The sequence below is a fragment of the Acinetobacter sp. P1332 genome, assembly GCF_044057475.1.
Taxonomy (GTDB): Bacteria; Pseudomonadota; Gammaproteobacteria; order Pseudomonadales; family Moraxellaceae; genus Acinetobacter; species Acinetobacter johnsonii.
Map to the genome: position 1 here is coordinate 1,332,339 of NZ_CP171157.1, position 13,670 is coordinate 1,346,008.

Genomic DNA, 13,670 nt, shown 5'->3' on the forward strand with positions numbered 1-13,670 from the left:
ATTTAAAAAGTTGAAGTACACAAATGGCTAAACAATCCCGATTTCTCTGTATAGGTGGTTTCCTCAATGGGACACAAGTCAAAGACCAAGGCGATAGCTTTATCTGTGTGGAAAATGGTAAACAAGTGACCTATCGAAAAATGGAAATTTTCCATCAAGACTCGTGGGATCAAGACTACTACGTGTGTGAAACGACAACAGACCAACAAGCCAAAAATTGGGTCTATGACATCGAGTAAGTCGTCGATAAGACCATGAGTTAAAAATAGACCAAAATACACTTGGTCTATTTTTTTGTTGTCATATTTATAATTATAAAAAATTAGAGCATTATAAATAGCGATTGTTTGTTTTTCACTCAGTTTTTCTGTGAAAAGGAACGTATATCGGCAATACAAATATCTTAAATCTAAATTAAAGATGTATTTGCTAATGATAATTAGTATCACTTGCGTTATTTTTTGTTTATAATTTTTCGAAATGGATTGATATGTAATGACTCAAACCACTGAGATGTTCGAAAAGGATTTTACGAATCTTAGTACTTGTGATGCTACAAAGGTGCTTGTTTTACTTAAGCATAGTAGGTAGGTGCGCACTTTAAAATTATCAATTCATTGTCTTATTTTTTCTCATTAGCTGTGAATGTCCTGATATGTTTAAACGTCCTCTGTCTACACAAAAGCCACTCTATTTGGCGATGCAAATCATTTTCCTGTCTTCAACTGCCATGCTGTCTATAACACACGCAAACACCGTGGAAGAGGAGGAGTCAAATACAACGTCTCAGCCAAATGCACAGTTGGCGACCATTACCCTTACAGCCCAAGATAAAACAGCCGTCACAGAAAATACAGGTAGCTATACGACCAGCAGCACAAATACCGCAACCAAGTTAAATTTATCCCTACGTGAAACCCCACAAACAGTCAAAGTCTATACCCGTGAATATTTAGATGACCGTAATATCGAATCTTTTCAAGATTTACTCAATAACATTACTGGTGTTTCTACAGTTCGTACTGATGAGCGTCAAAGTGCATTTGCGCGTGGTTTCCAAATTGATTATTACTTAGTAGATGGTTTACCAAGTACGTTAACTTTGGGTGCGGGGGACCCTGACCTCAGTATTTATGACCGTGTCGAAGTGGTAAAAGGCGCGAACGGGTTAATGACAGGTGCAGGTAACCCAGCCATGGGCTTAAACATGATTCGTAAGCATGCCAATGCCAAAGAATTTACAGGTAAGGTAGATGCTTCTGTTGGCTCATGGGATAGTTATTCAAGCTCGGCAGATTTGTCAGCACCTTTAAACAGTGATGGTTCACTTCGTGGGCGCGTTTTTGTAAAACATTCTGATGAACATTCGTACATGGATTTTTATGAGAAAGAACGTAATGTGGCTTATGGTGCAATCGACTACGACTTAAGTGATAAAACCGCATTATCGTTTGGGGCGACCTATCAAGAATTAAATCGGGATGGTGTACGTTGGGGCGGGTTACCAGCATTTTACACCGATGGCACACGTACCAATTTTGATCGTTCTCTCACGGTGAGTTCTGATTGGACATATTGGGATGTCACCTCTGCTGCATTCTTTGCAAGTTTGAAGCAAAATCTATTTAAGAATGTTGATTTGAATGTAGCTTATTCTTATCGTCGTGATGATACTGATAGCTTTATTTTCTACACTTCAGGACAAGTTGATAAAGCAACCAATACCATCGGTATTGAAAATGCATCAGTTTATAAAGATCATAAACAAAATGATGAAAACAATGTTGATGTGTATATTTCTGCACCTTTTACCGTTGCAGGAAGGAATCAGGAAATTGTCATTGGTGGTTCGTGGAATAAAGCCGAGCTGAAAAAGAATACCTATGGTCAAACCTTTGTTTCAAATAATCCAGCGCTAACTAAACAGAATAATATTGATTTATTAGGACAGGATGTTATTGATTTTAATAACATGAATACCCATTTGGTTGGTTCCTTGGAAATGGATAAGACCAATCCGCTGAATGAAACCACGCAAACTTCGGGTTATATCTCAGGGAAATTCCATATTCTAGACCCATTAAAAGCAGTTGCTGGCTTACGCGTATCGAGTTGGGAATATGAGTCCGAAAATGGTGCAGGTAATCGTAAATTTGAAAATGAGTTAACGCCATATGCAGGTATTATTTTTGACTTTGCTAAAGACTATTCATGGTATGCAAGCTATACCAGTATTTTTAAACCGCAGAGCAGAAAAGAACAATCAGGTGATTATTTAGACCCGATTGAAGGTAAAAGTTACGAGACAGGTTTTAAAGGCGAGCTGTTTGATGGCCGTTTGAATGCTGGATTGGCAATATTCCGTATTGAACAAGATAATGCTGCGGCGCTTTTACTTAATGAAAAAGGTGAAAATATTAAAGTAGATGGCTTAGCTGAAAATGCTTATTACGGTACTGATGGTGTTGTGAGTAAAGGGGTTGAGTTGAATGTTGATGGTGAAATCAATGATAACTGGGGTGTGAGCTTTGGTGTGGCTAATTTTGATGCTGAAGATGCCGAAGGAAATGATTACAACACGACCAGTTCACGGAACACAGCAGATCTATTTGTAAAATATAAAAATGAAGCATGGTATGCAGGTGCAGGTGTAAATTACCTAAGCAAAATTTATACAGGTACTGGTGCAACTCGTATCGACCGCGGTGATTTATATCTTGCCAATGCAATGCTCGGTTATAAGTTTGATAAAAACTTTAGTACGCAAGTTAACGTGAATAATATCTTCGACAAAAAATATTATGAAGGCATTGGTACGAGTGCAATGGCGTGGGGTGCTCCGCGTAATGCAACACTTAGCTTTAATTATAAATTCTAATTTTAAAGTAACGCTGCTATAAAAATAAAAAGACCCAATGGGGTCTTTTTATTTTACGATGATGAATTCCTATAATACTGAGCTCAGTTTTAAAACATCATGTAATCTAAAGCATAGAAATTGTACATTGAGAAACTTTAGCCTGTTCATCACTGACTTATCTGTTTTAGAATTAATGCAATAAGCATCATTGGATATCTCATGAACTATCAATTCGATGCATTTATGACAATTGTTGCAGCAGTTGCTGTGCTATTGGTCGGTTATGTATTTGTGAATAAAGTCAGTATTTTAAAAAAATATAACATTCCCGAACCTGTTGCGGGTGGGTTGGTTGCAGCTGTTATCACTTATATCTTATTTAAAGGTTCAAACATAACTGTCAACTTTGATACCAATATTCAGCAAATTTTTATGCTGATGTTCTTCACCTCTGTGGGGTTAAGTGCAAGCTTAGTTAAGCTCAAAGAAGGTGGGAAGTCGCTGCTTATATTTTTAGTCTGCGTTATTGTATTTGTCCTGTTGCAAAATGTGGTTGGTATTAGTCTTGCCAAAGTTTTAGGTCTAGACCCGCTGATTGGTTTAATTACAGGCTCGGTCACACTCACAGGTGGTCATGGGACAGCAGGTGCATGGGGCACGATATTTGAACAAGAACATGGTGTGCATGGTGCGATTGTGCTGGGTATGGCAAGTGCAACATTTGGTTTAATCATTGGTGGGGTAATAGGTGGACCTATCGCTAAATTTCTGATACGTCGCTACCAGTTGGCTGAAGAAATTCCAGCAGCAACAGGGCGTAATGAAGCGCCACCTTCAGCACAAACGGCTCCATTTGAATTTCCTGAAAAAACACGTCTAATTACGGCAGATGATGCGGTCAAAACCATGGGGATGTTTGCCATTTGCATCAGCTTTGCATACTTCATGACAGGGGTAGCTAAAGGGCAGTGGTTTGAGCTACCAAGTTTTGTTTGGGCGCTAATGTGTGGTGTGGTTTTACGTAATATTTTAGAGCATGGTTTGAAAGTTCAGGTCTTTGACCGCTGCATCGATGTATTTGGCAATGCTTCACTGGCACTGTTTTTAGCCATGGCGTTGATGTCCTTACAGCTTTGGTTGTTGGCAGATTTGGCTGGTCCACTGGTGATTATCCTGATTGTTCAAACTATATTTTTAGCACTTTATTTGTACTTTGTAACTTTCCGTGTAATGGGCAAGAACTATGATGCTGCAGTACTGTGTGCAGGTCAATGTGGTGTCAATTTAGGTGCGACACCGACAGCAATTGCCAATATTCAAGCGGTAACCAATACCTATGGACCATCCCATAAAGCCTTTTTGATCATTCCGCTGACGGGCGCATTCTTTGTCGATATTGTGAATGCTTTTGTGATTCAGCTCTCAATTGGTATTTTGGGTTAATATTTTTAGAGATGATATCGTTAATAAAAAAGCACCTTGGGGTGCTTTTTTATTGGCTACCATTTTGTATTTGAATAATGTGTACTATTTAAAATATCAGTATTCTAAAACGTATAGACATTAAAAAGCCCCATGGTTAGGGGCTAGTCGTATGCACATCTAAGGCACATACTGTAAGAGGCTCATCTCATACTGAGTGTATTAAACCACATTTACACAATATTTGCAGCAATCACTCAATCATAATGAGGTCTGATTTATTTTCGAGCTTCAAAGGGCGTAAGGCAAAAATGGAGCGTGTATGTCGTACACCTTTCATTGAGTATAAGTTCTTACGTAAAAAGCGTTCATAGTGTTCCGCATTTTTCACTGCAACTTTGAGTAAGTAGTCGTAATCGCCAGTCACTAAATGTGCTTCAACCACTTCAGGCATGTAAGCCAGTGCTTCACTAAATTGTTCTAAGATTTCATCATCATGGCGTTCAAGCGTAATTTCAATAAAAAACAGCTCATTAATACCAATGGCTTTTGAATTAATCTTTGCTGTATAGCCTTCAATGATGTTGAGATTTTCTAGGCGTTTTACACGTGTCCAGCAAGGAGAAGAGGACAGCCCAACTTTCTCCGCCAACTGGGTAACGGTCAGACGGCCATCTTGGCGAAGTTCAGACAAAATACGACGGTCAATTTTATCTAAAACGTAGTGAGCGTCATTCATAACGTATTCCTGCGTATAATTTTCTTTATAAACTATTTTATGTGAAAATATTTCTCAATAAATACTCAAAATAAGCAAATAAAAGAGAAACACTCTGCATCGGTCATGACTACAATAAAGTGATTCAATCAAAGTCATTTGGGAGATTGGCTTTGATTTGCAAACAGCGCCCTTAAAGGGAAGGGTGCCTTTTAACGGCGCTGTTTGCTGACTTATTTATTGTACTTTTTGTGTTTTTGATCTTTGTTTAAACCAGTAAGTTAGGGTTAAGCAGCCAATCCAAAGTGGAATCAGCATCACTGCAATTCGCATATCAGGTGTGAGCCACATCACCACTAAAATACCAAGCATAAATACAATACAGATATAGTTGCTGATGGGGTAAATCAAAGTTGGAAACAAGGTTGATTTTTTCAATGCCAGCATACGTTGCTTGAATTTTAAGTGGGTCAATGCCAACATCATCCAGTTAATTACAATGGCTGAAACCACAAGACTCATCAGTAGTTTAAAGGCTTTTTCTGGAAAGATATAATTCAAGACGACACACAGTAGGGTCACCAATGCAGAGCATAAAATGGCTGCATAAGGAATGCCACGCTGGTTAATTTTCTTTAAAAACTGTGGGGCATTGCCTTGTTCTGCCAGACCTAGCAGCATACGACTCGTGCCATAGCTGGTACCGTTATACACCGATATAGCTGCGGTTAAGACCACAAAATTCAGCACAGTTGCAACGCCTTGACTACCTAAGGAGTCAAAAATCAAAACAAAAGGACTACCGCCTTCTGCGATTTGATTCCATGGAAACAATGAGAGCAGAACGATGATCGTAAGCACGTAAAACAGCAACACACGATAGACAATTTGATTGACTGCTTTAGGAATAGTTGTAGTCGGATTTTTGGTTTCCGCAGCAGCAATACCAACGAGTTCAATCCCGCCAAAGGAAAACATAATGATGGCCATCGCCATGATTAGGCCAGAAATCCCGTTGGGAAAGAAACCGCCTAGAGCCCAGAGGTTGGAAATAGAGGCATGTGCACCACCATGACCACTTGCCAGTAACCAAGCGCCATATCCAATCATGCCAATGATCGCGAGAATTTTAATCATGGAGAATAAAAATTCTGTTTCACCAAAGACTTTGACATGTAACAGATTGATGGCATTGATCAGTACAAAGAAACCAAGTGCTGAAATCCATGTGGGAATTTCAGGCCACCAATACTGGACATAGAGGCCTATGGCACTTAGTTCCGCCATGCAGACCAAGACATTGAGCACCCAATAGTTCCAACCCGACATAAAGCCGGCAAAAGGGCTCCAAAACTTATAGGCAAAATAACTAAAAGAGCCACTCACGGGTTCTTCAACCACCATTTCACCCAACTGGCGCATCATGAAAAATGCAATTAAGCCCGCCAGTGCGTAGCCTAAAATAACGGAAGGGCCAGCCAGTTTAATGGTTTGCGAAATGCCTAAAAATAGGCCTGTACCAATAGAGCCGCCTAAAGCAATCAGCTGAATATGACGGTTGCTCAGCCCATGCTTAAGCTGGGGTTGCTGTTGTGCAGACATGATTCATCCATCTCTAGCACATGCGATAGACATCACATGAACTATGACTTAATAAAAATTCGTGGTGGAAATATAATATTTATTTATCGATTAATGAAATTAAATTTATCAATAGCGTTGGTTTTTATCTGAAAGCTGCAATTTTGCGGTGAAAATAAAGCCAGTCAAGCAAGTGCTGCTTAAACTGGCGGATAGGCTTGGCTTGATATGTGCCGCCTTAAGATGAAAGCTGTGCTGCAATTTCAGGCCATATGTTTTGATGGGAACGCTTAAACATCGCCATATGACCAATGGCTTTGTGGCCATAAGCCTGTGGTTTGAGTTCAATTTGATCTGTTTGTGCATTTGGGTAAAGGCTGAGTAAGCTTTTGACATTCACTTGCGTGGCAATTTCATCATCCGAGGCCCAAATGGCTGTGATTGGACAGCGAATATCACGGTGGAAGTCATCTTGTACTGTTTTGCCTAAGGCATTAATTACATAACCTGGTTTGCTGCAAAACTGTGCCCAATCACGCGCCACATCTTTGGGTAGGTTTTCGCCCATGCCAATGGCATTGGTCGGCCCATAACCTAAGGTATAACGTGCAATAGGAAAGATCAGTTTAAACATCACAGGAGCCAAGAGTTTGGTACGACCTTTCAAATCTTTTACGTGGCCTGTTGATCCTGCAACAGCAACGACTTTTGCGACTTTTTCATAGTTTGGGTTAATGCCTAAAAGTTGCCCGCCTGCACTATGACCTAGCAAAATCACTTGTTTCGCTTGGGTCTTATTCAATAATACCTCCATCGCCGCTGGGATATCCAATTGCCCCCATTGCACGATGCTGGCTTTCGACTTTTTCAGTGGTTCATGCAAAGACTCACCAATGCCGCGAAAGTCAAAAACCAAAACGGCATAGCCTTGTTCTGTAAGCCATGATGCAAAATGGTGGTAAAACTGCTGGGTAATACCTGTGGCAGGGCAGATTAAAACAGGTAGGGCTTGTTGTGTACCTTGGGCTGCATAAAAGCGTCCACTGAGTGAATAATGGTCAGAGCAGGTAATAGCTAAAGTTTCGTAATTTTGCATAATCGGTTAAGCATTGAATTTTTTTCTACTCTATCTAAGTTCCAAAAAGAAACTGGTCTAATCTATGACTTTGAAGTCAAGTAGATCTGTATAGAATAGGGTGAAAATAAAAAAGGAAAACACATGCAGTTTGTTGAATTAGATATGTCGGTAAAATTTGCACTTTTATTTAGTGGGATTTTTCTATTTGTTGGGATGCTGACAGGGGTATGGAAATATGCACAAATACGCCATTCACCGCAGTTTCGCGCGCACTATTATGTTGATATCGCCCACCGCAGCAGTTTGTTATATGCACCTGCAAGTTTAATTATTGCGTTAATGGCCGCAATTTCAGTCTGGACAGAGCCTGTGAACATACTGTTTGTGGGAATCAATTTATTCTTTTTTAGCTTCTCTATACTGAGCTATATTGTGCATGGGTTATTGCAAGACACCAATAACCAGTTCCGTAGTCCGCATGTTTTAGGCAAATGGACTTTACCCAAATCAATTATGCTAATGGCAATGATGGCATTGGTTGTGGGGGAAATTGTGGCGACGTTAGGCTTGTTGTGGGGAATGTTTTTAGGTTTATTTTAAGTTGTTCTTATAGTTTTTTTAATTTTTATACTTTTACAAAGGTGGATGACTAATCATCCACCTGTTTGCTAGTCAATTGACTGTGTGGCCTTTCGGAATTTTTGATCGACGACTGCCCATAAATAAAAGGCAAATGATACGACGATAGCGTAAGCAAAATATTCAGCTTTAAGGTTACCTTGAATTAAGCCATGCATGATCATAATGACCATTAGGGCAATGGTGGTACTTAAATACGTCACCATATTCTTGTTTGCCTTCAGAGCGTTAATGAAGACTTGCTTGTTGAAATGTAATGATAACATCTCCATCCCTCCTTGAGTTTTTGACTAAAAACCAATGTGTTTAGTCGGATTAGTTCTTAATGTTGTACTGCTAAAACTTGCGTTGATCAAGAGCAAAAACAACTATTTTCAGAGAAATTATGCTATACCAATCAGAAAATATGTGTGTAGCATTTTTTTAGTGAATAAATAGTATTTCGTTACCGTATAAGGTGACAAATGAATGATGCATGTAAGCTTATACATAGATTGTATAAAGCAATATTGATGCCATGAATGGCTTGCTAGGACAGGCTTTAAAGAATTTTTTATTTTCTAATATTAAATTTATAAGAGATATGAAGGTGTTGATATACGACTTTAGCGGTGTATATGAAATGTGTCAGTATGTACAAAACTGATGTATAAAGAAATGAAACAATATGTGTCCATTTGGATAAAATGTGACAAATATTGATCATGCTTAAAATCAGGTTTGGGTAAAACCAGACTTTAACAACATCAGTTTTTGCTTACTTTTTCACTTTGTCGATTACAACGGCAATTGCAAAAACCACTAATGATGGAATAAGCCATGCAAGGTTTTGTTCTGCAAGAGGTAAGTGAGTCAGTGCATAAGGTAGTTCAAAGTTTGCAACTTTTAAACCGTCTAGAATACCAAAGACCAAAGACACTGCGGTAACAGGTGCAATCACTCGTCGAGGATGATTAAAGAATTTCCAGCCAAAGCTCAGCATAATCACCACAATTGCAGGTGGATAAATTGCACTTAAAACAGGCACTGAAAAGGCGATGAGTTTGGTTAAACCTAAGTTTGAAATAATGAAAGAGAAACCAATCAGAATGAAAACCCAAACTTTATAGCCAATTTTAGTGATCGAACTGAAATATTCAGCACAAGCACAGGTCAGGCCAATCGCAGTGACCATACACGCAATAAAAATCATGGCAGAAAGGAAAATAGAACCTAAGTCACCAAATGCATGTTGAACATATGCATGCAGGATCACTGCACCATTGCTCGCATTTGCTGCGACTTCATGGCTTCCAAGGCCAAGTTTAAATAAGCTGAGATAAACTACAGTTAAACCAATACCAGAAATGATACTCGCAATAACCGCATAACGCGTGATCAGTTTAGGGTTGCTGACACCGCGTGAACGAATGGCTTGAATAATCACAATACCAAAAACCAAAGCGCCTAAAGTGTCCATGGTTAAATAACCATTTACAAAACCTTCAGAAACAGGGCTGTCGACATAATTATTGATGGCTGGCGGAACGAAACCCGTTGGAATCATCATCGCCGCAATGCCAAGGATGGCTAAAGATAAAATCTTCAGTGGCGAGAGTACATAACCAACCGTGTCTAAAATCTTGTTTGGATACAGTGAAATGAGGGTGACTACACTAAAGTAGATTGCACTGTAGATCAGCAAGCTACTGCTTGATGTTCCAAGATAAGATGAAAAACCAATTTCATAAGAAACGGTTGCAGTACGTGGTGTCGCAAAGAGTGGCCCGACAGTTAGGTAACACGTAATGGTTAAAATCAGGCTGGCTATTTTACCCAAAGGTGAACTTAAAATTTGAATCGAACCTTCGACACGTGACAGCGCAATAATGGTGATTACAGGTAAGCCCACAGCAGTGATTAAGAAACCAAAAGCTGCTAGCCATACATGCTCACCCGCTTGTTGAGCCACAATCGGTGGAAAGATAATGTTGCCCGCACCAATGAAGAGTGCGAAAGTCATAAAACCCAAAGCAACAATATCCCGAGTACGCAGACTTGTCATAAAAGGGAGATCGAGTTGAACAAAGGGGACGATTTTAGTGCATAAGTGTTTTTTTGGCTAATTTATTTCATGGGTAGTATTAAATTTTTTTATAAGATGAAAAGTGAATATATCAACTTGTAAAAAATAGGTTGATATATGTGATTGATTATCCATTTTAAAATAGAAAAATTATAAATATTAAAAGCTTGAGGCGCTATTTTTCCTAAATTAAAAGTTGTAGTGCAAATGCTTTAAAATTACACAAATTTTTTAAAGGCCGGTTGTTGGAGGCTACCCTAAGATTTAAGTTTGAACAAAAATATTGAGAAAAGGTCTATACTTGCGACTTCATAATTGAGGATATTTCAATGCGTGGCTTAAATGTGAGCATAAAAACTGAACAAGATGTAGAAAAACTTCGTATATCTGGTCGTTTGGCTGCCGAAGTTTTAGCGATGATTGGTGAACATGTAAGGCCGGGTGTTACGACTGAATATCTGGATGATATTTGTCATGACTTCATTGTAAATACCTTAAAAGTGACGCCTGCCAATATTGGTTATCATGGCTATACCAAAACCACCTGTATTTCTCCAAATGAAGTGGTCTGTCACGGTATTCCATCGCCGAATGTTGTACTCAAAGATGGCGATATTATTAATATTGATGTGGCGATTATTAAAGATGGCTACTTTGGTGATACCAGTCGTATGTATTACGTGGGTACAGTGAAACCAGAAGCCAAAAAGCTAGTCGATACGACTTATGAGGCGATGGTTGCAGGTATTCATGCTGTGAAGCAAGGTGCAACGCTTGGTGATATTGGTTATGCCATTCAAACAGTTGCGCACCGTGAAGGTTATAGTGTGGTACGCGAGTATTGTGGTCATGGTATTGGCAAGGTTTATCACGAACAGCCAAGCGTATTGCACTATGGTCAACCAGGTAAGGGGATGCAGCTTAAAGCGGGCATGGTGTTCACGATTGAACCGATGATTAATATGGGCAAAGCGCATGTCAAAGAACTTAAGGATGGTTGGACAGTCGTGACTGCAGATAAGTCTTTAACTGCGCAATGGGAGCATATGGTACTCGTGACTGAAACAGGTTTTGAGTTACTATCACCTTGGCCTGAAGGTACGGGCAGTTATCCAGAAATTTAAGTTGATGTTTTGTAGGTGATTAAATTTTAGACTTTGGTCTAGTTTTGTGGCTTAAAAACTAAATTAAGTCTTAAAATCAATAACTGATATTTTTGAAACCATTTATTTATCGGGTTTTTGATATTATATGATTAAAACTTATACATGTAAGCTATTGGCCTAGACTTTATTTTGTCACTAAAATTGTTTCCAAGATACTCGCTGTAGTTTCTTATTTTGAAAGTTTATGAGCTTATCCACCTCGGTTAAGCTCTTTTTTTTTGCCTCATGGATTGGCTCAATGTCATTGAGCATGAGTAGGGTTTAAAGTGATTTATTTGAGCTAAGGTGTTCAATTAAATAGTCAATAAACACACGGACAGCAGGCAGTAAACCACGACGTGAAGGATACACAGCATGAAAAATACCGTGTGGTGCTTTCCAGTCGGGTAGGACACGAACCAGCTCACCACTTTTCACCATATCTTGTACGATGCTGTCTGGAAGTAAGGCAATGCCGCAGTTTTTACGGACCAGTTGAGCCAACATGCTCAAATCAGAGCCCATCACTACAGGATTGACGCGTATTTTCTTTTGTTGCTGTGCATCATTATGCACGATGATATGTTGATCTAAATGCTCATCAACCATACTCAGTATATGATGTTGGCTTAAATCTTCAGGTTGTTTCAGTTCGCCAAATTCATTTAAGTAAGCTTGGCTGGCAAATAAATGCTGCTCGATATTTTCAAATTTACGAATTACCAAACTTGGATCATCGTCTAGATTGGAGCGAACCCGCAGCGCGATATCAAAACCTTCGTTAATAATATCCACACGGCGATTGGTCACCATCATTTGCACTTTAATTTCGGGATAGGTTTTTAAGAAGTTAGGTAAAATACGTGCAATTTCGTTTTGTGCAATCGATACAGGCAAGCTGAGTTTAATGACACCACGCGGTTGTAAACTGAGATGATCGACCAAGTCGTGTGCGGCTTGTGCAGCATTCATCATCACTTGCGCATGACGGTAAATGTTCATGCCAATATCGGTCACTGCGAAGTGTCGAGAGCTGCGTTGAATTAGGCGTACACCCAATCGTTCTTCGAGGTTATACACGCGTCGACTGAGCTTGGATTTAGGAATATCTGTTGCGCGTTCGGCTGCGCTAAAACCACCATGTTCAACCACTTGAGCAAAACAATAAAAATCATCTAAATCGCTTAACATTCACCATGTCCATTTGTGCAACGATAGGCTTAATTAAAAAGTGATCGTTGCAGTTTGTCAATTTTGAAATTGTAGAGATTTAATTGAAAATACTCAGTTATTTTAAGGGTTTCACTGAGTTTTCGCTTGTTTGAGTATTTCAAGCACCTCTTTATATTCTTCAAGTCGTGCAAAGTCGCGTGCTGTTGGGTTGTTTATGCGCGAAAGGTTCATATTATCGAGTACATCGACATATTTTACTTGGGTTGCAAGAGGGTTTAATGTAGTGCGCTTAGCTGCTTCCAAACGTGATTCACCTGTTTGTTTGGTCAGTGCTTGTATGGATTTAATGATCTCGGCACTAAAGCCAAGCGCTTCTAAGTCTTCAGCAGTCGTTGCGGTGTCTTCCAAAATGTCATGCAACACCGCAATGATTTGTAGGGTAGGATTGGAAAATTGCAACATGAGGCGTAATGGATGCAAGATGTAAGGTTGTCCGCCCTTATCGAGTTGCCCCGCATGTTGGGTTGCAGCCAGTGCAATGGCTTTTTCTAAAGTCGACATGATTATTCTAGGCACTTTATCCTATGCTAAACTTCGCAGCATCTTTGTTTAAAAGCTAAATTATGACTTATCAATTGATCCCACTAGACTGTGAAGCGACAGATCCTGTAGCGTGCCCACACTGCCAACAACAGGTAATTGATTGGTCTCAGGAACAATACGTTCAGCCTTGTGAACATACCTTATTTATTGCAATGGACATTGGTTTCGAATATATCACAGATGAATTTGAAGCGACCATGCAGCGCAGTGTTGATGATCTCCATGCGCATGATGATCAAGTGATTATGTTTGAAGAGTTAACCCAAGCCAGTTACCCAAAATTTATCATGTTAAAAGCACCACTTGGTGTTGAAGGCTATTCACGTTATTTGGGTTTTACGGCTTAATAAATAAAAGCGCCATTGCGGCGCTTTTAATTTGAGTTG

At 39.4% G+C, this 13,670-nt stretch carries 13 protein-coding genes; 6 read left to right on the forward strand and 7 right to left on the reverse strand.

The window, feature by feature from the left end; genetic code table 11:
* The first annotated feature begins 23 nt into the window (after positions 1-23).
* The 3 genes from ACFN7Z_RS06570 to gltS all read left to right on the forward strand — a co-directional run bounded on the left by ACFN7Z_RS06570 (position 24) and on the right by gltS (position 4,303).
* On the forward strand, positions 24-239 hold the full coding sequence (locus ACFN7Z_RS06570) for a hypothetical protein (RefSeq protein ID WP_094148168.1): 216 nt from the start codon (positions 24-26) through the stop codon (positions 237-239).
* A 416-nt stretch (positions 240-655) separates the two neighbouring features.
* A complete protein-coding gene (locus ACFN7Z_RS06575; protein ID WP_094148169.1) occupies positions 656-2,878 on the forward strand; it encodes a TonB-dependent siderophore receptor in 2,223 nt (740 codons plus the stop codon).
* 201 nt (positions 2,879-3,079) lie between these two features.
* Positions 3,080-4,303, forward strand: a complete 1,224-nt coding sequence (gene gltS, locus ACFN7Z_RS06580) for a sodium/glutamate symporter (protein WP_094148170.1) — start codon at positions 3,080-3,082, stop codon at positions 4,301-4,303.
* 232 nt (positions 4,304-4,535) lie between these two features.
* Here gltS and ACFN7Z_RS06585 read toward each other — a convergent pair whose 3' ends face one another.
* From ACFN7Z_RS06585 to ACFN7Z_RS06595, 3 genes are all read right to left on the reverse strand, one after another.
* A complete protein-coding gene (locus ACFN7Z_RS06585; RefSeq protein WP_004696532.1) occupies positions 4,536-5,021 on the reverse strand; it encodes an Lrp/AsnC family transcriptional regulator in 486 nt (161 codons plus the stop codon).
* Positions 5,022-5,237: 216 nt separating this feature from the next.
* A complete protein-coding gene (locus ACFN7Z_RS06590; RefSeq protein WP_010327000.1) occupies positions 5,238-6,602 on the reverse strand; it encodes an amino acid permease in 1,365 nt (454 codons plus the stop codon).
* A gap of 217 nt (positions 6,603-6,819) precedes the next feature.
* Positions 6,820-7,677, reverse strand: a complete 858-nt coding sequence (locus ACFN7Z_RS06595) for an alpha/beta fold hydrolase (protein WP_010326999.1) — start codon at positions 7,675-7,677, stop codon at positions 6,820-6,822.
* Positions 7,678-7,800: 123 nt separating this feature from the next.
* On the opposite strand from ACFN7Z_RS06595, the gene ACFN7Z_RS06600 reads away from it, so the two are divergent.
* Positions 7,801-8,259 carry a hypothetical protein gene (locus ACFN7Z_RS06600; RefSeq protein WP_010326998.1) on the forward strand — a complete coding sequence of 153 codons (459 nt, stop codon included), beginning with the start codon at positions 7,801-7,803 and terminating at the stop codon, positions 8,257-8,259.
* A 68-nt stretch (positions 8,260-8,327) separates the two neighbouring features.
* Here ACFN7Z_RS06600 and ACFN7Z_RS06605 read toward each other — a convergent pair whose 3' ends face one another.
* Positions 8,328-8,564, reverse strand: coding sequence for a hypothetical protein (locus tag ACFN7Z_RS06605; protein ID WP_004696541.1), 237 nt, complete (start codon positions 8,562-8,564; stop codon positions 8,328-8,330).
* Positions 8,565-9,055: 491 nt separating this feature from the next.
* Complete coding sequence (gene brnQ, locus ACFN7Z_RS06610) at positions 9,056-10,342, reverse strand: branched-chain amino acid transport system II carrier protein (protein WP_058951725.1); 1,287 nt, start codon at positions 10,340-10,342, stop codon at positions 9,056-9,058.
* A gap of 350 nt (positions 10,343-10,692) precedes the next feature.
* On the opposite strand from brnQ, the gene map reads away from it, so the two are divergent.
* Positions 10,693-11,487 carry a type I methionyl aminopeptidase gene (gene map, locus ACFN7Z_RS06615; protein WP_094148171.1) on the forward strand — a complete coding sequence of 265 codons (795 nt, stop codon included), beginning with the start codon at positions 10,693-10,695 and terminating at the stop codon, positions 11,485-11,487.
* Between the two features lie 303 nt (positions 11,488-11,790).
* Here the strand turns inward: map and ACFN7Z_RS06620 are convergent, their stop codons facing one another.
* The gene (locus ACFN7Z_RS06620; protein ID WP_094148172.1) at positions 11,791-12,699 is read right to left on the reverse strand and encodes a LysR family transcriptional regulator; all 909 of its coding nucleotides are present in this window, start codon (positions 12,697-12,699) and stop codon (positions 11,791-11,793) included.
* Positions 12,700-12,810: 111 nt separating this feature from the next.
* Positions 12,811-13,242 carry an HD domain-containing protein gene (locus ACFN7Z_RS06625; protein ID WP_094148173.1) on the reverse strand — a complete coding sequence of 144 codons (432 nt, stop codon included), beginning with the start codon at positions 13,240-13,242 and terminating at the stop codon, positions 12,811-12,813.
* Positions 13,243-13,304: 62 nt separating this feature from the next.
* Here ACFN7Z_RS06625 and ACFN7Z_RS06630 point away from each other — a divergent pair, with 62 nt between their 5' ends.
* Positions 13,305-13,631, forward strand: coding sequence for a hypothetical protein (locus ACFN7Z_RS06630; protein ID WP_004696551.1), 327 nt, complete (start codon positions 13,305-13,307; stop codon positions 13,629-13,631).
* Positions 13,632-13,670: the final 39 nt, after the last annotated feature.